The organism is Streptomyces sp. NPDC058308, from assembly GCF_042880275.1.
Taxonomy (GTDB): Bacteria; Actinomycetota; Actinomycetes; order Streptomycetales; family Streptomycetaceae; genus Streptomyces.
On record NZ_JBHVZA010000009.1, the window covers coordinates 155052 to 179534 of the forward strand.

Consider the following 24483-nt stretch of genomic DNA (forward strand, 5'->3'; position numbering starts at 1 on the left):
CAATTTCAGGAGAATGGTGTGGTCGATGCGAGCCCCGAGCGACCCGTGGGGGAGACGGCGGTCCGCGCGGACCGGACGCTGGGCAGCGGGCAGCTCGCCGCGATGCTGCCCGACCCGGCCGGCCTGCGACCCGCCTACCGCCACCTCGCCCGGGCGATCGGCGACCTGATCCTGGACGGACGCATCGCCCTGCACGTCAGGCTCCCCGCCGAACGCGAGCTGGCGGCCGCCCTCGGCACCAGCAGGACCACCGTCACCGCCGTGTACGACCTGCTGAGGGAGAACGGCCACGCCCGCAGCAGGCAGGGCGCCGGAACCTGGACGGCACTGCCAGCGGGCCGCGCCCCGACCGGTGTCCGGCGGCTCCTCGCGGCCGAGGACACCGCGATCGACCTCGCCCGGGCCGCCCCCGGCCTGCCGGATCAGGAGCTCACCGAGGCCCTCGCCCGGGTCGCCCCACAGCTCGCGGCGCACGCGCAGACCTCCGGCTACCACCCCTACGGCCTGCCCGGACTCCGGGCCGCCGTCGCCGAGCGCTTCACCCGCCGGGGCCTGGCCACCGTGCCCGAACAGATCCTGGTGACCTCGGGCGCCCAGCACGCGCTGACCCTCGTACTGGGGCTCCTGTGCCGGTCCGGCGACCGCGTCCTGACGGAGAACCCGTCCTACCCGAACGCCCTGGAGGCCATGCGCCGCGGCAGGCTGCGCACGCTGTCGGTGCCCGTCACCGATGAGGGCTGGGATGCGGGCGTCGTGGAGTCGGTCTTCCGGCAGGCGGTGCCGCAACTCGCCTATCTGATCCCGGACTTCCACAACCCGACGGGCTGCCTCATGCCCGAGGACGCGCGGGGCCGGGTGCTGCGTGCCGCCCAGCGGACCGGTGCCTGGCTCCTCGTCGACGAGACCCTCGCCGAGCTCGCCCTCGACGTACCGGCGCCGCCCCCCTTCGCCTCGCACGCCGCACCGGGCGCCGCCGGTCAGCTCATCACTGTCGGCTCCATGAGCAAGACCCACTGGGCGGGCCTGCGCATCGGCTGGCTGCGCGCCCCCGCGCGGCTCGTCACGGAACTCGCGGGGCAGCGCGTGGCCACCGACATGGGCGGCTCGGTCCTCGACCAACTGCTCGCCCTGGACCTCCTCGACCGGGCCCACGAACTGCTGCCGACCCGCCTGGCAGAGCTGCGCGTACGGCGCGCCGCGCTCGCCGCCGCCCTGAGCGAACACCTCCCCGGGTGGAGTTGGCGCCTGCCGCCCGGCGGCCTCTCGCTCTGGGTGGACCTGGGCGAACCCGTCGGCTCCGCGCTGGCCGAGCGGGCGCTCGCGAACGGCGTACGGATCGAGAGCGGCTCCTGCTTCGCCACCGACCCCGGCGTCTTCGAGCAGCGGCTCCGCGTTCCGTACACCGCATCGCCCGACACCCTGCGCGAGGCGGTGCGCCGCCTGGCGGTCGCCCTCGCCGACGCCCCCCTTCCGGCGGCGGCCGCCGGACGCCCTCGCTGGGTGGCCTGAGGCGGCCGCACGGCCCGGTCGCCCCACCGTGCGAGACTCGGCATCCAGCCGTTGCCCAGATGTGAGAACGCAGGTCAGGAGCTCAGGGTTGTCACTGGATCTCAATCTGCTGCGTGCGCTGGACGCCCTGCTCCAGGAGAACAGCGTGACCCGCGCCGCCGAGCGGCTCGGCACGTCGCCCGCGGCCGTCAGCCGTATGCTCGCCCGCCTGCGCCGGGCCGTCGGCGACCCGCTCCTGGTCCGCGCGGGACAAGGCATGGTCCCCACCCCGCGCGCGCTGGAACTCCGCGGTGAGGTGGGTGCGTTGCTGCGCGGCTGCGACAACGTCCTGCGCCCCGGCGCAGGCTTCGACGCCGTCCATCTCCAGCGCACCTTCACCGTGCAGGCCACCGACGTGCTTCTCGCGGGCCTCGCGGGAACCCTGGTCGACCGCATGCGTGCGCAGGCTCCGCACGTGGACGTGGTCTTCCTGCCGGAGACGGTGGAGGGCGGTCCCGCGCTGCGGCAGGGCCTGGTGGACGTCGAACTGGGCTCGCTCGGGCACCTCGACCCGGAGATCCGGACCCGAGAGCTCCTGCGGATGAACGTGGTCGCGGTCGCGCGCGGCGGGCATCCCCTCTTCGACGCGGAGATCGACGCCCGCCGCTTCGCCGCGGCCGACCACATCGGCATCTCCCGACGGGGCAAGCGCCAGGGCCCCATCGACAGCGCGCTCGCCGCACTCGGCCTGCGGCGCAGAACCGCGGTCGTCGTCCCCAGCCACACGAGCGCGATGCTCCTGGCCCGGGACACCGACCTCGTCGCACTCACCCCGGACGGCTGGCTCCAGAACACCATCGCGGCCCTCGGCCTGCGGACGTTCCCCATCCCGCTCGACCTTCAACCGATCGCCATCGGCATGGCCTGGCACCCGCGCAACTCGGCCGACCCGGGGCATCGTTGGTTCCGCGACCATCTGGCGGCGGCGGTTGTCGGTTCTGGCGGGTGCTAGGTGTGCTGTCCGGAGATCCTGTCGCAGTAGTGGCAGATCCGGTCGATGATCTGGTCGGCGGTCCTGGTCCGCTTGAAGGGCCGGGCGGCCTCGTTCCAGATCTTGATCCATTCGTCGATTGCGGTCTTGAGATCGTCGAGTGAGCAGAAGACGCCACGTTCCAGACAGCGTCGTTGCAGTTTGGCGAACCACCGCTCGATCTGGTTGATCCACGACGAGTAGGTCGGGGTGAAGTGCAGGGTGAACCGGAGATGTGCGAGCAGCCAGGTGTGCACCACCGGGGCCTTGTGGGCGGAGAGGCTGTCGCAGATGACGTGGACGGCCAGGCCCGGTTCGGTCTGGCCGTCGATCTCGGCCAGGAAGTCCCGGAAGTCCACGGCCCGGTGCTGTGCGGAGTGCCCGAGCGCCGCTGCTGCGACTACGTGCGGCACGGCACCACTCCAGGCAGCATCGGCAGCACCGGAGCGGTCCGCTCCAGCGCCTGGATCTGGGGTTTCTCGTCGACGGAGAAGACCACCGCATGGGCCGCATCGGTGATGGAGCGCGGCACCCCCGGACGCGGCTCGTCCGACAGGCCCTCCAGCCGGTCGAGCAGGAACCGGCTCCGCCAACGCCGCACCGTCGCCCGGTCCGTGTCACACCGCGAGGCGACCACGGTGCTGTTCCACCCTCGGGCACAGGCGAGCACGATCCGCGCCCGCTTCGCCAGACCCTGCGCGGTCGTGCGGCGCTTGGCCCAGTTCTCCAACACCAGCTAGGGCGCGTATCGGAAGTGCTGCCATGCGTCGGCGCTGTGTGCGCGAAGGCTGAGCGCAACTCGGTGGCGTCTGGAGTGGAAGTGATGCAGGCTTGCGCGCATGGTTTCGGTATTGCAGAACGTGGCTATTGACTGTGCGGATGCTTACGAGCTGGCGCGATTCTGGAGCAGGGTGACGGACCGTCCGCTGCACCCGGAGGACAAACCGGGCGCCCCGGAGACGCAGGTGCTCCTGGCAGAGGGACCAGTGCTGTACTTCAGCCAGGTACCCGAGTCTAAGAAGACCAAGAACCGGATCCATCTGTGTTTGCGCCCTGAGACATCGCGTGAGCAGGAGGTGGAACGGCTGCTCGGTCTCGGTGCCACCCTTGTCACCGATCACCGGAATCCCGATGGCTCTGGCTGGGCAGTCCTTGCTGACCCCAACACATCTAACTACCAGTTCTGAGCATACGCGCACGTCAAAGAACACAGAAGCCCCGCACGGCAGTTGAGCCGCACGGGGCGTTTTACTGTCTGGTCAGTCGCAGAACGATGACTTAACGGCGGTCACGATATCTGCGGCCTGGTCGTCCGAGAGGTGCGGGACCGTGCCCCCCTCGAACCGGGCTTTGGCGTTGCTCTGAACGGTTGCCGCTTCCTTGCCACCCTGGACGTCTAGGCAGACGTTCCGGGCCCGATCCACCGCCCGGTCTTCCTTGACCACTAGGCCAGGGTCTACGGCCCGCAGCGCTCGTATCAGGGCGGCCGTCTGTCCAGCATCGGGCGACGGAATGCCGGACGGCTTGGACGGCTTTGGGCTCGGCTTGTCTGCGGGCTTGGCTGCCGCGGTAGCGCTCGGCTTGGGACTCTCGGCCGTTGCCTTGTCCGGCTCGTCCTCAAACAGTGACAGCACCCCGCCGAACGCGAGCACTGCGACGCCACCCACTAACCAGTTTCGCACCTTCCGCTGCATGGCAGCCCCTCCCCAGGTCAACGTACAAGATCAGCAATCCCTACCACGGTTTGCGCACTGCGTGTACACACTTCAGGCACATGAAAGCCCCGCCCCGCACACGGCCGAGCGGGGCAAGTTCAACGTTAGGCAGGGTTCCAGCGCAGGGCGGGCAACTCGCCCCACTGTGAGCGAGGCGGGTACTCGTGCACGTGGTCCGGACACACGAAGTGTGTGTATCCGGCTCCGCCGCTTGCGCTCTCAACGTGTCCGACCACAATGGGCGCGGACGTCCAGCATCCGCAGATTCCGCGGACGCGGTGCGTCGGGGGCGTCGGCTCGCTGATGATCCCGTCGCGCGTCATGCCGACACCACCTGTCGTACGGGCGTGATGCTGGTGGTGGGGTGGTCGTAGTCGATGCCGATTTCCGCGAACGCTGTTGCGCGCCACCGTTCGCGTTGTAGATGCGGCAGATCCGGGCGAGCCTGGAAGATCTCACGGGCCACTTCAGCGCTCGGCCCTTGCCAAGAGGCTCGCCACGGATTCACCGGAGTGGGCTCCGGGCGGGTAGCGAGATATCTGGCGGTGTGGCGTCCGGGTCGGCTGGCCCACGGGAGTAAGGGGAGCACCCATGCAAGGGCTCTGGCGATAGAGTCGCGCATGTCGTTTCAGCTCTCTGCTAGCTGTTTCGGCGTAGCCCCGGTGGACCGGTCCTAAGCGGTCTGCCGGGGCGCTTCTGCTTTCAGGGCGACGCTAGACGCAACCTGTCTAACTCGTCTACCTGTCTAACTCGTCTACCCGTCTAAGTCGCCCGTGGTTGGCGTGGTGTCTACGCTCTCCCCATGCCTGAACGCCCGAGCGATCCGAATGCCCCGTACGCGCCCTACATGCGAGTGCTGGACGCGTTGAGCTCCGACATTCGGGAGAGGCGGATCAAGGCTGGCGAGCGCATTCCGTCGGAATCGGAGCTGTGCGAGCGGTTCGGGGTGGCTCGGGAAACTGCCCGCAGAGCAGTGCGTGTCCTACGTGAACGCGGGGCGGTCCAAACCGAATGGGGCAAGGGAACCTTCGTAGTCGGCTCCCCCGCCGTGGACGAGCACCAGGACGACGAGTAGCCCCGCCCACAGCGGACGGACGAGCGAGCCGGGAAGGCGCTGCTACTGCGCTTCGGTCTCCAGCGCTTTGCAGACCTCTTGCATGCTCGGCCGGTCACGGGGTTCGAAGCGCAACATGTCGTTGATCAACCATCCGAGCGGCCTCACCACGTTCACCGGGCGATGTGACCTGTTGACGATCGCTCGGCGCTGTTCCGCTCGGGGCGCGTCATCCTGGTACTCCACATGACGCCAACCCGTCGCGGCCATGAACAGCGTTGCGCCCAACCCGTACACGTCGGCTTCCGGTGTCGGCGTCGCCTCGCCACTCTCCAGCACGCTGCGGCTGATCTCCGGCGCTTCGTAGTGGACGAGACAACCCCGGTACGGGAAATCGAAGCGCTTCGGGATCTCCGCTCCGTGAACCAGAGCCAAGTCGATGATCGCCGCACTGGTGCGCTCACTGTCGAGGATGAAGTGCGCCGGCTGGACGTCCCCGTGCACATACCCCTTGTCGTGCAGCTCTGTGAGAGCGCGAGCGCATGCGAGGGCATCACGAGTCGGTGGATGACTCACCTCGTGCCGGGTGCGGTGGGGGGCCCACACGGCTTGTAGGTCCGAACCTTCGTGCCAGGGCTGCACGTTCCAGGTCCCCCGGTCCCACACTCCGTAGGCGGCCGTGGCACTGCCGAGCTCTTGCAGCACTGCCCCTTCGCGCGCGGGAGCCAGGGCGGTCCACTCGGCGGCTTCCCATTGGTCCGTAGCAGTGATGGGGTATCCGAGTTTCACGGCGTACTCGGCATCCCTGCTCCGTACGCGCCACACAGTGGAGCCCCGCCGATGAACCACCACGGCCGACTCCGAGATGTCCAGGACGGAGATGATCGGCGCGGGGATCGAGGTCTGTTCGGGGGTTGTCACGTGTGTCCTTTCTGAAAGGCAGAGCCGACCCGTGCAACCACGGACCGGCTCTGCCACGGGTGCCCGGACGCTACTCCGGAAGGAGCGATTACTGCTGGCCGTACGGGCGTCCACAGTCCGCGTCGCATTGCGCGGTGTTCTCGCCGTTCACGGTCCACAGGTCGTCCAGGACCAGGAAACCGGCGGCTTTGATGGCGTGCACGGATTTGGTGACGTGCTCGACCGTGCGGCAGCCTGCTCCGGGCTCGGGGTTGTGGTGCAGGAAACGCCCCGCGAACTTCTGACAGAAGTTCGCGTACGCCGCCGTGTGCAGGATGAAAGCGTGCAAGCCATCGTCCACGTCGTCGGACGGCATCATGCCGACGCTCGCTGTTGCGGCGGTGGCCACGAACGCCAACGCTTGATCGGTGATGGCTTCGGCCCGGCCCTGCGGGTGCTTGAAGTGAAGGTGCACGAAGTGCGCGATGCTGCGGAACAGTTCGGCGTCGACGAGCGCGCGGCCCGTCTTAAGTTCGTTCACTACTGCGGTCATGGCGTGTTCCCTCCGGATTGGAGTGGTGCACTGCACGAACGCCCGTCCCTGCCGATTCCCCTTGCCAGACGGGGGAGCCGGGTTCGGAGTAGAACGGCAGGGACGGGGCCCTATGAAACAGCGGATCTGCTCCCAGCACACGGGGTTTGCTACCGGGGTCCGCTGCTGGCTCGCCCACCCTGTACGGGGCTGTAGGGCAAGCCAACCCGCGCGACATGTGAGGCGCACGGGGGTAGTGCTCCGCTCTCCACCGCGACTGCCCCAACGCGGTTTCCAGGGCACGGGGTTCATGCGACGGAGAACGGACAATGCCCGCCCCTGCCGGGGCGCCTGCCGCGCACGGGGGGAGCCGCGAGCGGGCCCGTTCGGCAGGGGCGGTATCCCGCTCGGCTGCGCCCCACCGACAGGGGCAGTCGAGCGGAAGGCGGGGGTTACGCGTCGGCGGGCTTGCCGTGCTGGTACAGCGGCAGCCGCATCCCGAAGTCGTGAGCCCGAACAGCCGCACGCACACGGGCCGCCTGATACGGAAAGGCAAGAGCGTCCAGTTGCCCCATGGGCACCCATTCGACAGCAGACAGCTCGTCGTGCGCGCTCTCGGGAAGAGTCACCGCGGCGGCCTGGTCGGGGTCGAGCGTCCCGCCGTCCACCACGATGTTGTAGCCCTCGGCGCTGCTGCCGTCTTCGCTCGCGGGTACCTGGTCAATGACGAGCGCGTGCGTGATGTGTCGCGTAAGGCTGGTCTCTTCCCGCAGCTCTCGGACGGCCGCAGCGGCGACCGTCTCGCCCTGGTGCACGCCACCCCCCGGGAGCTGCCAACCCTGCTTTTCCTCTGCGTGCTTGTATCTCGGCTTGACCATGAGAACGTCTCCGTGCCTGTTGCGCACCAGGACCACGGCCCCGATGCGTCGGCGGGGCGGGGTGGCGGGGTCAATGTCAGCGTGTGCCATGAGGGTTCGTCTCTCTGCTAGGCGTGTGGATCTCTGCCACCGGGCGGGGGCCGGTCTTTCTCGCCGGCCCATCCGGAAGCGGAGAGATCAGTGGTACGGGTGGCGAAATGAGGAGGCGTCCGACCACGACCCACGCGGTGAGCGCGGCTACCGTCACGAGTGCCGTTCGGATGTGCTTCACGAGCGGTGCCCCGTGCTTACGTGCTCGGGTCGCCGGCTCGTGCGGGCTTGTCGGCGTCGCTACGTCATCCGTGACCATGGCAGTTCCTTGCGGGTCGACCTGAGCTGTCGTGTCCCTAGGCAACCCGTAGCGGTTAGACAGGGCCAGGGCGAACCCAATGCATTTGTCTGGCATCTCCAGTGCATTGGCAACTCTGACCTGGGAAGATGACCGCGGACAGGGCGGAGGGGCAGGCATGGGACCACGAACGGCTCTGGTGCGGCGCTGGAAAGCGCTCGGCTACAGTCAAGAGCGACTAGCCCAAGCCCTCGGGGTGGACACGACAACGGTCGGCCGATGGGGGCGTGGCCAGGTGGAGCCACAGGCCTACATCCGTCCGAAGCTCGCCGAGCGGCTGCAAGTAACGCTTGCCGAGCTGGACGAGCTGCTGAAGCCAGAAGCACCAGAGCCCGTGAACCTACCCGCTGTTCATGAGGCGCAAGGGGTACTTGCCAGGCACACAGCATCCGACGACGACCTAGGTACGGGTGATCTTGACGAAATGATTCGGCGCCAGTTTCTAAGGTTGCTGACCGTCACGGGGGCACTTACCGCCCTGCCGGTAACCAGCGAGGCAGTCCCCGCCGATCATCCCTTGGCTACATCTAAAAGCAATGATGTTGCGGCACACACCGCTTTGAACGCTCATTTATGGCAGATCTTCGCTCTTGCCAAGACTAAACGCACAGTCCTACCTATAGTGCATAGTCACGCGCAAGACATTGCAGACAGCTTCGCCACCGCGCGAACGGAACGCGAACGACAAAAGCTCTGCGGTGCCGTCGGTGACCTCTTTCAACTTGCAGGGGAAATCCATTTCGACAGCAACAACTACACTGATGCGGCCCAGTGTTACACGCTCGCGGCAAGCGCAGGTCGCGAGGCGCGGAACCCGGACCTGTCAGCATGTGCACTAACACGTCACGCCTTTGTTAGCATCTACGAAAAGAAACCCCGCGATGCTGCATCTCTGCTCGCGGCTGCTGCCGAAATGGCCAAGAAAGGCGACAGACAGCTATCCACCCGGCATTGGGTAGCAGCAGTCCAAGCGGAAGTATTCGCCAGTCTCGGTGACTTGAGCGCATGTAACAGGGCCCTGGATCAAGCCGAGGAAGTGCACGCGCTTAGCGGACTGATCCAGAATGGTGGATGGCTCCGCTTTGATGGGTCCCGCCTCGCCGAGGAACGCGGCACGTGCTACGTGAGACTTGGCAGGCTTGACCTGGCCGAACTGTCGCTAGCCGATGCGCTCGGGCAACCGATGTCCATGCGGCGACGCGGCAGCGTCATGGCCGATCTTGCAACGCTCGGCATCCAGAGGCGGGACGTTGACCAGCTCGTCAGCTACGCATCACAGGCTCTCGACCTTGCCGTGCAGACCAAATCCGGCTACGTGGTCCGCAAGTTGGAGGGGTTGCAGGGACAACTACAGCCCTTGCTAACCGATGGACGGGTATTGGAACTCAACGACCAAATTTCCGCACTCACCATGACCGCCTAACCATTTTGGGAGTTGTCTTGCAGGACAAGAACGGACGAATCTTCCGCGAGGCGTGGATCTCCGGGGTACAGCAGCACTATCCCGGAGAACCTAAGCCCGGATACATCACCCCGTGGGAAGACACCCCCGAATGGGAGCGAGAAGCAGCCGCCGCGGTGTGCATTCAAGTAGCGGACTTTATCCGGGTGAGCAACGGCAACACATCCAAGTTGTCCCGAGAGCAGAAAGGACGATTCGTCGCTCTCTGCTGGATCGCTCAAATCCACAAGCACTTTGAAGACCCAAAGCCGAGCTACGTCGCCGACTGGCCGGAACTCCCGGAATGGCAGCAGCAGACGGACGCAGACATCTTTGAAGCCATCGAGCAAGCCGAATAGCGCCCCATCAGACGCCCCGCCATTCCACCCCTTCGGAGCGGCGGGGCGTCCTGCTGTCAGGCAGCGAGTCCGAAGCTACGGAACACGGCGAGGACGGCCAGTGAGGGCGGACCCAGCTCGGGCGTGCGGTCGGTCAGGTAGACCCCCCACGCTCCCTGTCCGGGCACCTTGCGCGCGCTGACCCCGTACCGGTTGGCGATCCGGGCCCGGACGAGCACAGCGGCGAGCCTCTGCACTTCGGCGAACGCATCGTCTCCGCCCTTGCGACCAAGGACGAATATGCGGCAGGCGCTCATGCGACGAGCCGTACGAGCGGGGCCACAATGCGGGTGGCTGTAGGGGTGTGCTGCCCGTACTCGCATGCCGTCCATGGCTCGTCCCACTGAAGCCACAATCCAGTTTCGGGGCTCCGGACCCACTCGACTTGGCCAGCGAGTCCGTGCGTGCGACGGTCTCGGGCCAGCACTCGGAACCCCGAATACTTCTCCAGGGTCGCCAGCAGCCGAGCCACGACACCCCCCTGGCACTCCACGATCACGTGCAGGTCCTCACAGGACCGCACGGTGTCTTCCCCGAACACTGTGGGCAGCTCTGCGCACGTTTCCCACGCGCCATTCTTGCCCCCGAGTACAGGCACGATCACGCTCGTGCACACCCGGGCTTCCTCGCTGTGCGTAGCCATGCGAACACAGTAGTACACACGTTCGACATTGGATAGGGCATATGCCAGAAGAGGCACTTCCGGTTACATCCAGCAACCTTTCAGGGCAGTCGACCGATGGACCAGCGAGTTTGTGCGACACGATGATGCTGTTCGCAATCTCGTTGCTGCGTGCAGCCACTTCCGGGCATGGCGAAGCCCCCGCCGAAGCGGGGGAATTCGTCACAGTCGGTAGGCATGAACATGTCGTTCTCGGTGTGTGGTCGCTTCACGCATGCAGTGCTCTTGCTCGTCGGTCCGGCGGTGGTTTGTCTCGGTACACCGGGTATGACGAGATAGGTGGCTCAAATGTGAGGTGGCAGGAGGCCTGTAATCGCTTTCGCTGAAGCGTGTCCAGCGAGTATTAGCCCGGCACGGTCGGCTCGGCGGGTCACAGTGGCCACGGTGCACCCGTCGGCGTCGCGGACGTGCATGTCCACCAGCTCACCGCAGCGCGTCACGGTCACCGTGCCTCCGTCCGTGGTCGGCAGGGTCACCATGCGCATGCACCAGCTCGGTACAGCTCGGAGAAACGTTCCTTCCCCTTCTTGCGAGCCTGCCTTACCTGGTCGTGAGACAGACTCGCGTCCGCTTCCAACTCGGCGTCATCGACTCCGGGCCGGTACTCCGGAACCGGGGAGATTCCGAACCCGGCTTTCACCACCAGGCGTTGCCGCTCAGACAGCAACCCCAACGTGCGGTGCACCTGGTCCCGGATGACAGTCCGGCGGTGCGAGGCGATATCGGCCGCGGTGATCAGCTCTGCGGGCATCCCGGTTTCGCGTTCCAACTTCGCGGCGAGGGTGAGCGTTTCGCCGCCCTCACCCGGAACGGGCCGGTCCAGGTATTCGAGGCCGAGCCACGAAAGGCGCGCGGCGTACGCGTGATCCGCGCTCATTTTCCGAGCTCCCATTTCGCCGGTGGTGGCGATGCGCTCGGCGTCGTACGGATCTCCGCCGGCCAGGGTCAACGCCTTTTCGAAATCGGCAGCGGCGTACGGCGTAACACCGGGGCGGGTCTCGGCTCGGCGGGCCTCTGACATGGCGGTGTGCAACGCACGGTCTATGTAATTCATGAAGGCGCCTGGACTGTCACCGTCGAACTTGGTGAGGGCCTGCCACACGGCTATTCGCCCGACCTGTGCGAGATCTTCCGCGAGGACGTTCCCGTTGCTCTCGGCCGATCCGGCATAATAGCGGGCTTTGGCCTTGACGAGTGCTTCGGTTTCGCCAATAACCGCGGAAATGGCATCCAGGTCGTTGTCCTTGGCGGCCGAAATCTGCGAATGCGTAAGGTGCGTCATTGAGCTTGGCTCCGTGCTTCGGGGGCTTTGCTCTCTGTGGAGAGCAGGAAGATCCCGGAACGGAGCGCGAGGGGTTCACAAAGGAACTCGCAGCTCTATGCAATGCGCCTTACAAAGGGCACGAAAATGCCCCGTCCCGGATTAGCAGGACGGGGCTTGCGCATTGCCTAATCGCTGCGTGGCAACGAACTTAGGTATGCACCAACGGCACAACAATGCACATAAGACGGGCATAGCTACATGGACATGCATTTACCTCTCGGATTGACACACCAGACGCAACGTTTGGTGACTCTCGGCCAGATAGTTACCGGGTGCATGTGCGGGGGGTCATTAAATGTGGAGGGATCATGGTTACCGTGACCCATACGTGACCAGGGCGAGCACAACCAAAAACGATGACCGTTTCGCCTCTAACACTGCGTATAACGGTGACGGGGCGTGATCAGAAGTCGGCCCCGTACAGCGAGCCCCACGACCGTCCGCCGATCTCGGCGTCCGCCACGATGGGCACCCCGTAGAGATTCATGGTCATACACTTCTCAAACTCTCGGGCGAACTCTTCCGCTTCCCGTTCCGGCACCGAAGCCAAGAGCTCGTCATGAATTGGGAGGCGGCAATATTCGAGCAATCCGGCACTCTCGATATTCAGCATGGCCTGGCCGAGTAGGTCCCTCGCGGCACTCTGGCATGCATAATTCACGACGCTGTATGTGCGGTCCCGGTCTAGTGGCAGCCGACGACCGGTAGCCGAGACAAGAACCATGCCGTTTTGGAAAGCCTGACGCTGCCACCGTGACGACGCCCGTTTGATCTCCGGGAAAGCCCGGTCGTACGCGCTCACCGCTTGCGCAATCTCGCTCTCACTCGCGCCGGTCTGTTTGGCAATCGTGGTGATGCCGCCGCCATAGACCTTTCCGAACCCGGCACCTTTGAAGACTTTTCGATCTTTGGGGGTAGCTCTCTCGCCCTTAATCAGCCTGGCCGTGAACGTGTGAATGTCGAATTTGTCGCCACCGTTCACGAACCCTTCCGTCATGCGGCGCACCTTGGCGAGAGCCGCCAGGACCCGCATTTCCACGGCTTGAAAGTCGGTGCTCACCATGACGTGGCCGGGCTCGGCGAGGATCGCGCGGCGGATCACGTGATCCGAGGACGGAAGTTGGTGGAGTCCCGCCGTGACGCTCATACGTCCCGTCCTCGCGGCGAGCGGGGAAATGGTGGGGTGGATGCGTCCCGTGGCGGATGCTTTGGACAGGAAGGCTTCCGCGTACGTAACGCCCCACTTGGAAGCCCGTTTGGCTCTCAGTACGGCGTCCGCGAGCGCGTTGGGCTCTCGGGCCCCGATGCGCTGCCAGTCCCGGTCAAGGTCGGCGAGTGGCAACAACACGGTCTTGTCCGTCGAGAGCGCTCCGCCCTTTGTGCGCTCGGTCAGCCGCTCGCCCATGCCCAAGAGCGCTTCCGCCACCTGTGCCGAGCTGCCCACCTTGGTCACGCCGTACCGGGCTGCCACGGTGGCGAACTGTTCGGCTTCCTCGGCGAGCCGGCGAGCGAGCGGGGCCGCGTACTCCTGGTCCACCAGCAGCCCGGCACGCTGCATGACCGCGCACATGCGGGCTATCTCGTGCTCGTACTGCACCAGCTCGGCGCGCACGGACAGACGGTCCAGCTCCCGCCGGAGCATCGGGTACAGGCGTGCGGTGTAAATGACGTCAAGTCCCGCGTACAGGAGGTAAGTCGGGTGCGTGAGTGGGATGTTCGCCCACCCGGTTTCCTTGGTGAACCCCAGGCTGTTGAACACCTTGGTGAGTCCGCCCTGTGTGTCCGGGGCCGCGGGGTCCACCCAATACGCGGAAAGCGGCTTCAACGCGGTTCCTATGCCGCCCTCGGACGGTTGCCGCGGATCGATAAGGGCCGCTAGTACGCGGGTGTCTGTGGTCCACGGTGCGAGGTCTTCCAAGCTCGTGTCCGCGTGCTCGTCCAAGACGAGCCAATCGAAAATTGCGTTGTGGATGAGCACTTGGCGACACCGCCGCAGTGCATCCCGCACGTAGGAAGCGAAGTAGCCCCCGCGCTCGTACAGCAGGACCCACGCGTCCCGCGCGTCCCCGAATTGCACCGTGCGCAAGCGGTAGCCGGTCGAGTAGATATCGAGACCGGTTGTTTCTGTGTCCAGCGCGATAGGTCCCCGCTCGCGCGCCCGGTAAAGCCATTTCCAGAACTCTGCGAGATCCTTTGTGTCCTCGGGCACGTGCACGGTTATGCGCTCGCCGGCTACGCCGTGATGAAACTCAAGCATTCCTCCCCCTAAACAAAAGCGGGCCGCCCACCCGTGATAGGTAGACGGCCCGTATTGGCGTGCTTACTAGCTTCCGAAGATGCCCGGTCCGGCAGCTTCGGGATTCTCGTCCGCAAGGTGAATCCCGGCGAGCCCGATTCCCCGCATGGTTTTTCGGCGGGGTACTCCGCGTTCCTCCATGGCGTCATAGAACATCCGCCGAGTCCAACGCTCTCGCGCCGGAAGGTTCTCGGCTTCGCACCAGTCCAAATAGGAATTGAACGCTTCGGTTCCGTTCATAACGTGGTCTTCCGTGGTGCGTTCCAGCACGCCCGGAAAGAACCCGGCTAGCTGGTCGCTCGTCTCGCGGTACTCACGTGACGCACCCGTGATGACCTGCGGGTCTTGCAGCCCGTCCGCGTACCACTGGACAGCCCCGCGCACCGCCCACGCTGCGATTCCCTCGGCTTCGGCGAGTAGCCGCGTGTCTAGCTCGTGGTCCCGCTCATGGGGTGCGAAGTACCGCACGAAAGGCAGCAGCTTGACGCGTCGCCAAAGCCCCTCATCCTGCGACTTAAACCGGGGCTTGTGATTCGTGGCGAGCAGCAGCAGAAACGACGGCTTGAATTCGAAGAACTCTCGCCGCAGATACCGGGCACTGATCATGTCCTTACCGGTGACCCGCTTTAGGATCGCTTCGGACATGGGTGCCCCGCTCTCGCCCTCGGACGCCATGACGAGCCGAGCACCGCGCAACGCGGCAATGTCATTCGGAATGCCGCCGCTGGACTTGGCTTCAAACGTGGCGAACGGGGTTGTCTTGGAAATCGCCCGGAACACCGCCGTGAGCGTGTCCACCAGGACCGATTTACCGTTGGCCCCCTTTCCCCACATGACCGCAAAGGATTGTTCCGTGACATGCCCGGTGATCCCGTAGCCGATGAGCCGCTGTATGTACGCGGGCATGTCCGGCATACCGGGGAAGATTTCTTCTAGGAAGGCTTCCCATCGAGGACACTCGGCTTCCGGTCGGTAGTCGATATCCAGTCCGTACGTCAGCATGTCGCGCATGTCGTGCGAGCGGATACGGCCCGAGCGGAGATCCACTACGCCGTTGCGGAAGGCGAGCAGATCGGGGCGGTTATCAAAGTCCGCCGCTTCCACCCGCACCGTGGGAACAGAGCGAAGCTCGGTCATCAGCGCGTCAATGCGGCTGGTCATCGTGAATCCGCGAGCCGCTTGGGTCTGCCCGGCGAGGACGAGCGCGGCCCCCATACGGTGGATTTCCTGCCGTACGCGGGTGTCAGAGCGCACCCATACCGAGCCGTCCCAGGAATAGAAGCCGAGCCCCGGTGCGTACCGGATTCTGCCGCTGCACCACGCAACGAGTGCGTGTGCGTTCATGGCGTCCGACTCGCCGAGCTGCCCCACCAGCCGGGCAAGGATCTCTGCGGCTTCGGCCCCCTGGTCGCGCGTCACCGCGTCGGCCCCGGTGCGCTCGGCAAGCTCGGCGGACCGTGCTTCGGCCACCACGTCCGCGGAGTCCCGGACGGGCCGGGCCCCCTTGACCGCGCGGTGTAGTTCGGGGGCGAACAGCTCGGGGTCACGCTCGCGCCATGCGGTCAAGTCGTCGCCCTGGTGCGGGAGTTCGAGCCGAAGCGCGTTCACGCCGTGCTCTGCGAGACCGGACGCGAGCCGGGACGTGAACCCCTGTCCGGCGGTGTCGTTGTCCCCGGCGAGGATGACGAGCGAGCCCCGCAGGCCCTCGGCGAGTTCACGCACCAGCTCGGGCGAGCCGGCGAGGGCAGCACCGCGAATCGCCACGGCGTCATAGCCGCACGCAACGGCCGTGAGAGCGTCGCCCGGTCCCTCGCAGACCAGGACCGTCCCGTAACCGCCCGCACCGCGGAACACGCCGTAAGGGGTCCAGCGGTGACCGCGCGGGTTCATGAGCGAGAGCCACCGTGCCGGGCACTGCCCGGACAGGTCTCGCCCCTGTAGCCCTCGGGCCACTCCGTCGAACCCGCACAGCGGGACCGTCAGACGGGGGTGTGCCCGGTACTGCCGAGACAGGTACGGGAAGTCCTCGCCCTGGTCGCCCCCGTCCACGCCCAAGCGGAGTTCCGCAGCTGTCGCAGCGTCGATTCCGAAGCGCTTGGAAAGGTAGGCGAGGGCTTGCCGGCTGAGCTGGTGGCCGTGGTCCTGGTGCTCGTTGTGCTCGTCGTCCTGGTGCTCGTCGTCAACGGCGCTGCAGAACGGTTTCCCCTGGTCAGAGAGGGTGTCGTTTGCACGGTCTATGTAAACGGCGAGCCCGGCAATGTAGCGGGCGGGCACCAGCTCGGGGCGTTCGGCGGACACGGTGGCACCGGGGCCGGAGACGTCGAACAGATCGGACCAGGACAGCCCCACGGACCGAATCACGTCCTCGGTACGGCAGCCCGCCCGGCACGTCATCCGAACTTTCAGGTCCTCGCCCCGCCATATCCGCAGCGACGGACGCGAGTCCTGGTGTGCGGGACACAGAGCGGAGTACCCGCCGTCCTGGTGCTCGTCCACGGCCCCGAACCGCGAGAGCAGATCAGCGAGCAACACGGCCACTCACCCCGGCCCGCATGTCATCGAGGAGAGCGGCGAACTGTTCAACCGTGGTCGTCAGATACCAGCGGCCCGAGTCGAGACCCCGCAGTGAAGCGCCGAACCCGTACTGCTCGAACATGTCTCGGCTGGACAGCCCGAGGGCTGTACGTGTGCGGGTCCACGTACACACGTCAAAATGGACACGTCCCGAGCGCACGCCGAGCCCGCGCCGTTTGTGCACGACCACGCCGTAGGGGAACCCCGCGTGCACGGCTTCCACCTTTGCTTGCCGAAGCCACGTAGGTACTGCGGGGCTCCGCACGTCCTTACATTCGAGAATGAACGGGGCAGCGTGCACGTCCCCGATATCGCGTGCGCCTTCCTGTGCGGGCCTGCGGACGTTCATCCCGTCGAACGGGTCGAGGAACACCCCGTTGTCGTCCACCAGCCCGAGGAACGCGTTAAGGAAGTTCCGCACCGCGCTTTCCCAAGCTGTCCCGCGGGTTTTGTTCGGATTAGCCACGGTCACCCACCCGCTCGATGCGGCACCCTCTACCCATCGCATGGGCAGCCGCAGCGAGATAGCGCACCCAATCCGGACGCTGTGTGTAACTCGGCTCCAGGCGTAGCGTGTCACCCTCACCGAGTGCGCGAATGTCGCCGAGCGGCGGAGCCTGCCCCTTAGAAAGAGTGAGTTTCATTGATCCCCCCATACAAAAGGGCCGACCACACCCACACGGGTACGGTCAGCCCTCTCTGTTCGGCGCTTACTGGTCGCGCTCGCTCGCTTCGCCCGGAATGACGAGCCGGACGTGTTCGGCGGAAATCCACTCGCGGCGGAGTGAACGGCGCTTCGTGAATCCGGACTCAACTCCGGTCGGTGTGACGCGCAGCATGGCGCGCAAACGCCCGTCAACAAGCCGAGTAGTCACCTTGTCCACGATGGCATCCGCCATACGCACCCGGTTCCCCTGCCGAGCCGAATAGGCCACCAGATCACCCCGGTACAGTTCCTCACCGCTGTAATCGGTGACGACCCCCCGCTTACCCATCTGTCTTTTCCTCCTTGTGATTCAGCAAGTGCAGATATGCCGTGAACGCCTGTTGCGACACAACACCGTTACCGGCTGCCTTTAGCTGCCTGGCACGGTTGAGCCCCGGAATGTGCGTGATCCAGCCCCGCGGCAGCCCCATAAGCCACTCGGCGAAAACGGACGCAAGACGACGGCCACCACGAGGGCCGAACTCCACCGGGATCGGAGCCGGCGAGCCCATGAGGGTTTCCCATCGGTGCACGGCGGGGGCGAACTCCGCCCACCATTCCGGCGGAGAGTGGAACGCCCCTGGTGTTTCCTCGGCAACGCCCGGGTCCACGGGCAGCAAGAACGAAACCTCATCATCGAGATTCGGTCCGTGCCCGCCCGCACGCCGCTTGTCCGGATGCTGTGGGGCTCCGTTGCCCCCGAGATTTGCTGTCGGGGTTTTGAACAGCTTGGTGGCGCGATTCTTATTGAATAGCCGAGCCACTGCGGTAACGAGATCATCCCCGCCCGCCCCTTCCCTTTCAGCCTTTGCGAAGTCAGGTCCGCGCGAGCTGTCCGATGCTGTCGGAGTCGGTAGAAGGGGTGGCAATACAGAACCACCGATCTCGCATGTGGGGGGCTCCAACATTGGACGCGCGGAAGCAACACCAGCGCGCGTCATACCCGCTCGCGGCCAATCCCGCGAGTAGGTGCGCGAGGCCCCGGTTTCGGATGGCGGATACGTTCTCCAAGAAAACGACCCGTGGTCGAAGAATGCGAACGGCCCCGAGAACGCTTTCCCAAATCCCCGAACGCTCGCCATGAATCCCCGCCCGCTTCCCTGCATTGCTGATGTCCTGACAGGGAAACCCTGCCGTGACAATGTCCACCTTCCCCGCGAGGGTGGACCAATCGAATTCGGTAATGTCTCCGATGTTCGGTGCGTGCGGATAGCGGGTGGCCAGGATCAGGGACGCGTACGGATCGATCTCCGCCACGTACCTGATCCTGTCCCCGGTCAGAGCCTCAACGGCCCGACCGATCCCCCCATATCCGGCGCACAACTCAAGAATTGCTATGGTGGCGCTCCCCCTTAACGGGGGCCCCGAAGCTGCCCCCCGGAGCCCCGTCGGCCGACTAGTAAGTCGGCTCGGCCACGGCGTCGTTCCAGCTCTTGAGAACCTTTACGACCGGCTTGAAATACGACACGTCCCGGCCCTTCTTGGTGGTGTACTCCACCAGCTCAATAGACAGGTCGGCGAGCGCTTCCCCCTCCACCTTGTCCAGAGCGTTGCCGATCTCGTGCAGAACCTCGGCGAGCTTCCAAGAGCCAGTCTGAAAACGGAAAATGCCAAGGTCGTAATCCTCGGCGAGCCGGAACAGAACCGAAACGCTCGGGGCCGGACCCCTCTTGGTCTTGGCAGCCGCCTTACGGTCTTCCATAAGGCTCGGGCAACCACACGCCTTACCCCGGTCCTGGTCCGGAGAAAGGAACTCCACCCCATCGCAGTGGTGGATAAGGACGTTGCCGTTCCAAAGCTTCATGTCCGAGGTGATCGCGTCCGGGCCGGAAAGAACGACCTTGATTCGCTTGGCGTCCGTCAGAACCTCAATGAAATTCTCGGACGTGGAATCGGTCTCGTTCGGCTGCCCGCCCATGAGCTGAGCAATAGCGGCGGCAACCTCCGGGTCCCCCGTGGTCACCTTCCACTCTGCGAGGGCTTCCGGAACTCCGTTGACGGAACGACCGGAGTGGAACCGCCCGACGGTGTCGTCCGAAAACGTACCCTTCGGCCTGGCGTCCGGGTCAGTCTCGAAGATGCGAATAGCCATACTGTGAATCCCCCCTGGTTTTGGGCATGAAAAAAGGACGAGCCGTTGTGTGTGCTCGTCCTGGTTCTGGTGGTGCTTGTGCTGCTAGCCCCGGCGCTGCGTACCGGTGATGAGCCGACGAACGCTCTGAGCAATCGGGCTGCCGAACACGGTCTTACTAATCTCGCGGTCCCACTGGAATACGTGCCGCAGCGTCAGAAAGACATTGAAAATCTCTTCATCGATCCGTACGGGCTTGAACACCCATCCGTCCGGGGTGATGTGGAGAACGGCAGCCCCGTCAACCTTGGGCATGGGCTCGGAAGTCCCGTCCGGAGAAATGATCCGGTCGGCATGGGCGTACGCGGACAATTGAAGCGCCACGTCCGGATACGCGCTCTTACTGGTCTTCCAGTCCACCAACAGCGTATGCCACTCGCCATTTTCGTGGTCGGGCTTTCCATCCTCGCCGAGCCGAACGCGAATGATCGCGTCAAAGGAACCCGCGTACTGGTGCTCATCCGACCAACACACGTCCTCGGCCCTAATCAGCTCGGGACGGACAGCTAGCAGGAACTCGGCGAACCCGAGCCGGTACGGCTCCAAGTCCGGGTGCACTCGTCCGAATTCTTCCAGCCGAATCATGCGTTCAAAAAGGTCGTGAGCATCGCTGCCCACCTTGGCCCGTAGGTTGGTGTACCGGGTGTGGCTGTTCCGCAGGAAGTCCACGGCCCCCGCGGGGTCGCGCTCGGCGATTGCCCGCACTGCGTCTAGGTTCTCGACTGCCGTTTCTGCGGTCATGCGAGCGGCCCAGAAAGTCAGGAAGGGCTTAGGAAGCATCCCGACAATGGATGTGACCCCCGGAACCTTCTCGGCAGTCTCGGGGCTGATGTAGAAGCGCGAGCCCCCGCGCTTGATTGTCCGGACGGTTCCGGCCATAGGTGTCCCCTCATGCGTGATGGTGTGTGATCAGCGATGGATGACGGGATGACGTTTTAGACCCTTGTTTGGTACGCGTCTAAAAAAATAGAGAGAAATCAAAAGGGGGGTCATGTCGTCATCCCGTCATGCCCCGCGCGCTGGTGTCAGCGACGAACGGCGAGCCGGTCCGCGAGCGCGTGCAGCTCGGCGAGGGTTCCGCCGTTGGTCAGTGCGGCGTCCGCCGGGTAGTCGTCTAGCTCGGTCTCGCTGGTGTGCTGACGCTGGTCCTCGCCGACTGGTCCGTGGTCGCCGGGACGCTCCACACGGACGAGTAGGAACCCCCGGGCCCGCAGCGCCTCGGCTTCGTTCTCGTACCGGCAATCCGTGATGACCACGGGGAGGGTCCACCGGTCGGCAACGTCCACTTTGGCGAGGGCTGCCCGCAGCCAATACCGCTGGTCCTGGTCCCGGACAGACTGCCCGAGCCGCTGCAAGGTGCGCCGTACTTCCATGCGCTTCTTCGCCGTGTCCCATCCCTCGCGGCGCACCACGTCAGACAGCCGCAGCGGGATAGGCCCGAAGCCCGCAGGTTCGTGACCAACGATGGGGTCTGCGGCTAGCGCCATGTCCCGCAGCGGGTCCGCGAACGCCACACGGGCGAACACGAACCGCGAGACGAGCCGGGCCCCGATGGTGTCCTTACCGGAGCCCGCCCGCCCCATGAGTGCTACATGGCGGTAGGTCACTCCGCGGCACCGTCGGCATGGTCCTGGTCCTGGTGCTCATCGAGGAGGGCACCCTCGCCGGCCGTAGCGGTCTTGGCATCCTCGGCTCGCTGGACAGCCTCACCGGTACCGAGCGCCGCGGCGACCAGGCCGAGGACGAGCGCGCTCGGCAGCTCGGGGACGTAGTGCGCCACCAGGGCGAGGGCGGCAACGACCACGGCGTAGAGCCGGGCCGGATGGGTCTTGATGAACGTCATGGGTCCCCCCTGAAAGTTGCTGTGCGTGAACGAAATGGATTTGCGTTCCCGAGCTGGTCCCCGCCGAGCGGGGCACCGGTCACGGGGAGTCGTCAGACCGCGGGAACCTTGAGCGCGTCCCATGTGGTCATGCCGGGCCAGCCATCGGCAGCCGAGCCGGTAAAGCCCCGCTTGCGCTGCCACTTGGCGTACGAGCGCTTGTCTGCGTCGGTCCACTGCGGCCCCGGACCGTCCGCGTAGGCGGAACAGCCCTGGGAGACGAGACGCCTGCCCATGGCCGTGATGAGCGGCGAGCGGGGCGAGGACTTGAAGTACGCAGCGCCGGGGAACGGCGCATAGCCGCGCGGCTTGTCGTACGCGGGGCGACCGAAGCCGAGAACCTGCGAGCGGGTCCGGGTGCGGCGGTAACAACCGTCCCCGTTGCCCTGTGAGCCCGACGCGCCCGAGCTGGTGTTGCCCTCAATGGTCTTGATGTCGTGACCCGCCGGGCTGTCCGCGGTAACGATGCCGACGTGATCGGCGAGCGGGCCCCCGTCCCAGGAGTAGAACACGATGTCTCCGCGGCGAACTGTGGCGTTCTTCGAGACCCACTGTCCACGTGCACGGAACCAGTTCACGTGACTTGGGCAGTACGCAAACTTCCCTACCACCGATGCGTTGTTGCTCTTCGCGGCCCACATGGATATAGCCATGTCGCACCACGGGTTGTAGTCGAGCCCGTACCAAGACCCGTGCTTGGTCTTGTTGTTGCGCCCCTCCTTATAGCCAACGTCCGCCGTGGCGGCGGCAATCATGGCGTCCACTGTTCCCACTAATCCCCCTCATTTGGGCATGAAAAAGCCCCGCCCGGTAAGCCCGGTACGGGGCTGGTGTTGTGTGTTGGTGTGGTAGCCGGCTGGACTACCCGGCGACCTTGACCACGGTTATCCCGGCTGCAACCACGGTTGCCACGGCGGTGATCAGCGCCACGGGAAGAGCGAATTTCCCACGCTCGCTCTCCAGCCCGCGGATACGGGTCTCATGATCCTCTAGTGTCTCGTCTACGGTTTCCCCTTGCTGCCCGAGTCGCTGAACGTCTCCGCGGAGCCCTACCACCTCGTCGTAGATCTCTCGGGCTCCGATGCGAACGCCTAGCCGATCATCGTGGTCGTCATTCATCAGCAGCCTGCGGGTCAATCTCTTCAGAGGTAATGATGGTCACCCCGTCGCCGATTTCTGATTCGGGCGAACCCACCGCTACTTGCGGCGGGTCCCGGTACAGAAGATAGCCAGGTAGTAGCTTGGCTATTTCAGCGGCCAGTGCCGATATCTCCTCCTGTGTCACGGCGGCTCCTATAGAGATACAGAGGGGTCAACGGGCGGATCCGGGGTCAGCCCTGCGTCAATGGGCGTTCCGTTGTATGAAGTTGACCGGAGCGTCAGGGTTTGCTGGACGCTCCCCCCAGTGCCCGACGTCCGAATACCAATAACCCATGCAAGGGTGTCGAGGCTCGCTCCGGTCGAATCGACCACGCGCACTACATCCCCTAGCTGTATTCGCGGGTCTGGCAGAATTTCCACATCCCCGAGCAGAGGGAAAGGGAACGCGCCCGCAGTTCTCAGGGTCGACGCAACGGCAGCCGCAGATTTTGAATCCTGTACCCACCCGCCGGGGTCATGCTCATACTCCTGCATGCCGTAGATCTCTTGACTATTCGTATTCCACGCCGCCGCCCAGTGGTCCGAGGGGCCTATTCCGCTGTCCACACTCGGCGTGAGCAGCACAACACCGGGTGTCCCCAAGTTCCGCGGTCTCAGCCATACGGTCGCGTCATCGCGGTTGTGCATATTCAGCACAAGCCTGTCGACCTCGCGGGTAATCCGAACTTCCACAGCCCCGTACACCATGTTGGCCGTATCGGTGTCTGCGTTGACGAACCGAATGCAGTCCGGCGCAGATTCATCGGCCGTGAAAGGTGGGGAGGTGTCTAGCTCATCTCCTCCGATGATCCACGACACCTCATAGCTGCCGCCCGGAGGTATGGAGAGGCCGGTTATAGCTGTCTTCTTGGTTCTTGCCTTGTTTGCCTTAACATTTACCCAGTTCGCCCATCTAACTGAACAATGGTTCCGGCAAGCATCAATCTCTTCCGTGATCGTCAGTGACGAGATTTCACGAGCGGAAGTCACCGTCAACGAGGGCTTTTCGGGGGCCGTTGCCCAACGGCTTCCGTTACGCCAATGAAAAATCCCGTCCCCGTCGAACTCGGCGGTTGAGAGGGTGGCCCGAGCGATTGACGTGATTACTTCCCATGCGCTTCCAGTCACAGCCGGGATCACGCGCATAGGTATGTTGGGTACGTCTAGGCTGGCAGCCCTTTTCCACTGACCGGATTGAGTGGCCTCTTTCAGGTCCGCAGGACGTTTGGGGAGTTGCGAGACCTGCACGGCTTCAACCCGCATCCCTCCGACTCGGAGAATAATATTCCCCATGCCGCTGGGCGATACAGCGGTCCCTTCCGTGGTCAGGGTGACGACCTTCTCGGCACCGTTAGGGAAGCCAATGATGGCTTGCGCGGTAACGACTCCGACCGGCGAAAAGTCCAGCCACATGGCGAAGTAGTAGCGTCCGGACTGGTACATGTCCATGACGGATTCCGTGACGTAGTTGTTCTTCATCGGGTCTGGATCGGTGCCCCTCGCGTACGAGAGTGACGCGGTAGAGAAATCGATGCGCAGGGTGGTGTATACGGGAGCAGCCGAGCCGCGAACCCACGACAGCGTAAAATCTAGGGTGCGGTCGCCGCTAGTAACTCCGGTGCTGTCCACCCAAGCTTCGTACAGAAACCCGTCGGAGTGATGACGATTTACAGCACGAGCCTGAGGCGCGTATTCCGCTCTAGTCTTGCCGTTAGCTTCTCCCTGAATTGCACATTCCCAAGGTGCACTCTTTTTGGTCCACTTGGACCAGTCGCCTGAGAGCGACTTGAGAAACCCAATGTTGGCAGCCGCTCCGCCGTGCATGCTCGCATAGAGCAAAGCTTCTTTGCGGGGTGGCGGGCATGAGTGGATACCGGCTCGCTGCAAGAGGTGATCCACACACCAGGTGGGCGAGGCAACCCAA

General features: G+C 64.8%; 28 protein-coding genes. 6 read left to right on the forward strand and 22 right to left on the reverse strand.

Annotated features, from left to right (window positions below; genetic code table 11):
• Nucleotides 1-18: 18 nt before the first annotated feature.
• Both ACFVYL_RS14955 and ACFVYL_RS14960 read left to right on the forward strand, forming a co-directional pair.
• Nucleotides 19-1509 (forward strand): PLP-dependent aminotransferase family protein, encoded by a 1491-nt coding sequence (locus ACFVYL_RS14955; RefSeq protein ID WP_389715622.1) that lies wholly within the window; start codon nt 19-21, stop codon nt 1507-1509.
• A 94-nt stretch (nt 1510-1603) separates the two neighbouring features.
• Nucleotides 1604-2500: a LysR family transcriptional regulator gene (locus ACFVYL_RS14960; RefSeq protein ID WP_389715882.1), complete on the forward strand. Its 897-nt coding sequence runs from the start codon at nt 1604-1606 to the stop codon at nt 2498-2500.
• On the opposite strand, the gene ACFVYL_RS14965 is transcribed toward ACFVYL_RS14960, so the two are convergent.
• A complete protein-coding gene (locus tag ACFVYL_RS14965; RefSeq protein ID WP_389715625.1) occupies nt 2497-2931 on the reverse strand; it encodes a transposase in 435 nt (144 codons plus the stop codon). The two genes, ACFVYL_RS14960 and ACFVYL_RS14965, sit on opposite strands and share 4 nt — an antisense overlap.
• Nucleotides 2919-3251, reverse strand: coding sequence for a helix-turn-helix domain-containing protein (locus ACFVYL_RS14970; protein ID WP_389715628.1), 333 nt, complete (start codon nt 3249-3251; stop codon nt 2919-2921). Before ACFVYL_RS14970 ends, ACFVYL_RS14965 begins: the two co-directional genes overlap by 13 nt.
• Before the next feature lie 106 nt (nt 3252-3357).
• Here ACFVYL_RS14970 and ACFVYL_RS14975 point away from each other — a divergent pair, with 106 nt between their 5' ends.
• Nucleotides 3358-3705: a VOC family protein gene (locus ACFVYL_RS14975; protein WP_389715630.1), complete on the forward strand. Its 348-nt coding sequence runs from the start codon at nt 3358-3360 to the stop codon at nt 3703-3705.
• 72 nt (nt 3706-3777) lie between these two features.
• Here ACFVYL_RS14975 and ACFVYL_RS14980 read toward each other — a convergent pair whose 3' ends face one another.
• Nucleotides 3778-4212, reverse strand: coding sequence for a hypothetical protein (locus ACFVYL_RS14980; protein ID WP_389715633.1), 435 nt, complete (start codon nt 4210-4212; stop codon nt 3778-3780).
• A gap of 340 nt (nt 4213-4552) precedes the next feature.
• Nucleotides 4553-4699 (reverse strand): hypothetical protein, encoded by a 147-nt coding sequence (locus tag ACFVYL_RS14985; RefSeq protein WP_389715635.1) that lies wholly within the window; start codon nt 4697-4699, stop codon nt 4553-4555.
• Nucleotides 4700-5080: 381 nt separating this feature from the next.
• Here ACFVYL_RS14985 and ACFVYL_RS14990 point away from each other — a divergent pair, with 381 nt between their 5' ends.
• Nucleotides 5081-5308 carry a GntR family transcriptional regulator gene (locus ACFVYL_RS14990; RefSeq protein WP_389715884.1) on the forward strand — a complete coding sequence of 76 codons (228 nt, stop codon included), beginning with the start codon at nt 5081-5083 and terminating at the stop codon, nt 5306-5308.
• Nucleotides 5309-5350: 42 nt separating this feature from the next.
• Here ACFVYL_RS14990 and ACFVYL_RS14995 read toward each other — a convergent pair whose 3' ends face one another.
• The 3 genes from ACFVYL_RS14995 to ACFVYL_RS15005 all read right to left on the reverse strand — a co-directional run bounded on the left by ACFVYL_RS14995 (nt 5351) and on the right by ACFVYL_RS15005 (nt 7759).
• Complete coding sequence (locus ACFVYL_RS14995; protein ID WP_389715638.1) at nt 5351-6208, reverse strand: protein kinase; 858 nt, start codon at nt 6206-6208, stop codon at nt 5351-5353.
• Nucleotides 6209-6296: 88 nt separating this feature from the next.
• On the reverse strand, nt 6297-6740 hold the full coding sequence (locus tag ACFVYL_RS15000) for a hypothetical protein (RefSeq protein ID WP_389715640.1): 444 nt from the start codon (nt 6738-6740) through the stop codon (nt 6297-6299).
• 431 nt (nt 6741-7171) lie between these two features.
• Nucleotides 7172-7759, reverse strand: a complete 588-nt coding sequence (locus ACFVYL_RS15005; protein WP_389715642.1) for an NUDIX domain-containing protein — start codon at nt 7757-7759, stop codon at nt 7172-7174.
• Between the two features lie 344 nt (nt 7760-8103).
• Here ACFVYL_RS15005 and ACFVYL_RS15010 point away from each other — a divergent pair, with 344 nt between their 5' ends.
• Together ACFVYL_RS15010 and ACFVYL_RS15015 are read left to right on the forward strand one after the other, a co-directional pair.
• Nucleotides 8104-9408 carry a multiprotein-bridging factor 1 family protein gene (locus tag ACFVYL_RS15010; RefSeq protein ID WP_389715643.1) on the forward strand — a complete coding sequence of 435 codons (1305 nt, stop codon included), beginning with the start codon at nt 8104-8106 and terminating at the stop codon, nt 9406-9408.
• Nucleotides 9409-9425: 17 nt separating this feature from the next.
• Complete coding sequence (locus tag ACFVYL_RS15015) at nt 9426-9785, forward strand: hypothetical protein (protein WP_389715646.1); 360 nt, start codon at nt 9426-9428, stop codon at nt 9783-9785.
• Nucleotides 9786-9841: 56 nt separating this feature from the next.
• On the opposite strand, the gene ACFVYL_RS15020 is transcribed toward ACFVYL_RS15015, so the two are convergent.
• The 15 genes from ACFVYL_RS15020 to ACFVYL_RS15090 form a co-directional block, all read right to left on the reverse strand.
• Nucleotides 9842-10081 (reverse strand): hypothetical protein, encoded by a 240-nt coding sequence (locus ACFVYL_RS15020; protein WP_389715648.1) that lies wholly within the window; start codon nt 10079-10081, stop codon nt 9842-9844.
• Nucleotides 10082-10978: 897 nt separating this feature from the next.
• A complete protein-coding gene (locus ACFVYL_RS15025; protein WP_389715650.1) occupies nt 10979-11788 on the reverse strand; it encodes a sigma factor in 810 nt (269 codons plus the stop codon).
• Between the two features lie 445 nt (nt 11789-12233).
• On the reverse strand, nt 12234-14087 hold the full coding sequence (locus ACFVYL_RS15030; RefSeq protein ID WP_389715652.1) for a DNA polymerase: 1854 nt from the start codon (nt 14085-14087) through the stop codon (nt 12234-12236).
• A 66-nt stretch (nt 14088-14153) separates the two neighbouring features.
• Complete coding sequence (locus tag ACFVYL_RS15035) at nt 14154-16475, reverse strand: phage/plasmid primase, P4 family (RefSeq protein ID WP_389715653.1); 2322 nt, start codon at nt 16473-16475, stop codon at nt 14154-14156.
• A gap of 169 nt (nt 16476-16644) precedes the next feature.
• Complete coding sequence (locus ACFVYL_RS15040) at nt 16645-17166, reverse strand: hypothetical protein (protein ID WP_389715656.1); 522 nt, start codon at nt 17164-17166, stop codon at nt 16645-16647.
• 244 nt (nt 17167-17410) lie between these two features.
• The gene (locus tag ACFVYL_RS15045; protein ID WP_389715659.1) at nt 17411-17695 is read right to left on the reverse strand and encodes a hypothetical protein; all 285 of its coding nucleotides are present in this window, start codon (nt 17693-17695) and stop codon (nt 17411-17413) included.
• 527 nt (nt 17696-18222) lie between these two features.
• Nucleotides 18223-18729 carry a DNA cytosine methyltransferase gene (locus ACFVYL_RS15050; RefSeq protein WP_389715661.1) on the reverse strand — a complete coding sequence of 169 codons (507 nt, stop codon included), beginning with the start codon at nt 18727-18729 and terminating at the stop codon, nt 18223-18225.
• Nucleotides 18730-18802: 73 nt separating this feature from the next.
• Complete coding sequence (locus tag ACFVYL_RS15055) at nt 18803-19498, reverse strand: hypothetical protein (RefSeq protein WP_389715663.1); 696 nt, start codon at nt 19496-19498, stop codon at nt 18803-18805.
• A gap of 84 nt (nt 19499-19582) precedes the next feature.
• Nucleotides 19583-20416: a hypothetical protein gene (locus ACFVYL_RS15060; protein ID WP_389715666.1), complete on the reverse strand. Its 834-nt coding sequence runs from the start codon at nt 20414-20416 to the stop codon at nt 19583-19585.
• Nucleotides 20417-20562: 146 nt separating this feature from the next.
• Entirely contained in the window at nt 20563-21144 is a 582-nt protein-coding gene (locus ACFVYL_RS15065; RefSeq protein ID WP_389715668.1) for a hypothetical protein, read from the reverse strand.
• On the reverse strand, nt 21141-21380 hold the full coding sequence (locus ACFVYL_RS15070; RefSeq protein WP_389715669.1) for a hypothetical protein: 240 nt from the start codon (nt 21378-21380) through the stop codon (nt 21141-21143). Before ACFVYL_RS15070 ends, ACFVYL_RS15065 begins: the two co-directional genes overlap by 4 nt.
• A gap of 92 nt (nt 21381-21472) precedes the next feature.
• Complete coding sequence (locus ACFVYL_RS15075) at nt 21473-22174, reverse strand: peptidoglycan-binding protein (RefSeq protein WP_389715671.1); 702 nt, start codon at nt 22172-22174, stop codon at nt 21473-21475.
• Nucleotides 22175-22280: 106 nt separating this feature from the next.
• Nucleotides 22281-22538, reverse strand: a complete 258-nt coding sequence (locus ACFVYL_RS15080; RefSeq protein WP_389715673.1) for a hypothetical protein — start codon at nt 22536-22538, stop codon at nt 22281-22283.
• On the reverse strand, nt 22531-22704 hold the full coding sequence (locus ACFVYL_RS15085) for a hypothetical protein (protein WP_389715675.1): 174 nt from the start codon (nt 22702-22704) through the stop codon (nt 22531-22533). Before ACFVYL_RS15085 ends, ACFVYL_RS15080 begins: the two co-directional genes overlap by 8 nt.
• An 8-nt stretch (nt 22705-22712) precedes the next feature.
• Nucleotides 22713-24188: a hypothetical protein gene (locus ACFVYL_RS15090; protein ID WP_389715677.1), complete on the reverse strand. Its 1476-nt coding sequence runs from the start codon at nt 24186-24188 to the stop codon at nt 22713-22715.
• Between the last annotated feature and the right edge of the window lie 295 nt (nt 24189-24483).

Excerpts from the sequence above, each read along its gene's own strand:
- ACFVYL_RS15045 (WP_389715659.1), bottom strand. The coding sequence starts at position 17,695 with ATGGGTAAGCGGGGGGTCGTCACCGATTACAGCGGTGAGGAACTGTAC.
- ACFVYL_RS14980 (WP_389715633.1), bottom strand. The coding sequence starts at position 4,212 with ATGCAGCGGAAGGTGCGAAACTGGTTAGTGGGTGGCGTCGCAGTGCTC.
- ACFVYL_RS15000 (WP_389715640.1), bottom strand. The coding sequence starts at position 6,740 with ATGACCGCAGTAGTGAACGAACTTAAGACGGGCCGCGCGCTCGTCGAC.
- ACFVYL_RS15010 (WP_389715643.1), top strand. The coding sequence starts at position 8,104 with ATGGGACCACGAACGGCTCTGGTGCGGCGCTGGAAAGCGCTCGGCTAC.
- ACFVYL_RS15020 (WP_389715648.1), bottom strand. The coding sequence starts at position 10,081 with ATGAGCGCCTGCCGCATATTCGTCCTTGGTCGCAAGGGCGGAGACGAT.
- ACFVYL_RS15005 (WP_389715642.1), bottom strand. The coding sequence starts at position 7,759 with ATGGGCCGGCGAGAAAGACCGGCCCCCGCCCGGTGGCAGAGATCCACA.
- ACFVYL_RS14975 (WP_389715630.1), top strand. The coding sequence starts at position 3,358 with ATGGTTTCGGTATTGCAGAACGTGGCTATTGACTGTGCGGATGCTTAC.
- ACFVYL_RS14990 (WP_389715884.1), top strand. The coding sequence starts at position 5,081 with ATGCGAGTGCTGGACGCGTTGAGCTCCGACATTCGGGAGAGGCGGATC.
- ACFVYL_RS15060 (WP_389715666.1), bottom strand. The coding sequence starts at position 20,416 with ATGGCCGGAACCGTCCGGACAATCAAGCGCGGGGGCTCGCGCTTCTAC.
- ACFVYL_RS15030 (WP_389715652.1), bottom strand. The coding sequence starts at position 14,087 with ATGCTTGAGTTTCATCACGGCGTAGCCGGCGAGCGCATAACCGTGCAC.
- ACFVYL_RS15025 (WP_389715650.1), bottom strand. The coding sequence starts at position 11,788 with ATGACGCACCTTACGCATTCGCAGATTTCGGCCGCCAAGGACAACGAC.
- ACFVYL_RS15055 (WP_389715663.1), bottom strand. The coding sequence starts at position 19,498 with ATGGCTATTCGCATCTTCGAGACTGACCCGGACGCCAGGCCGAAGGGT.
- ACFVYL_RS15080 (WP_389715673.1), bottom strand. The coding sequence starts at position 22,538 with ATGAATGACGACCACGATGATCGGCTAGGCGTTCGCATCGGAGCCCGA.
- ACFVYL_RS15070 (WP_389715669.1), bottom strand. The coding sequence starts at position 21,380 with ATGACGTTCATCAAGACCCATCCGGCCCGGCTCTACGCCGTGGTCGTT.
- ACFVYL_RS15075 (WP_389715671.1), bottom strand. The coding sequence starts at position 22,174 with ATGATTGCCGCCGCCACGGCGGACGTTGGCTATAAGGAGGGGCGCAAC.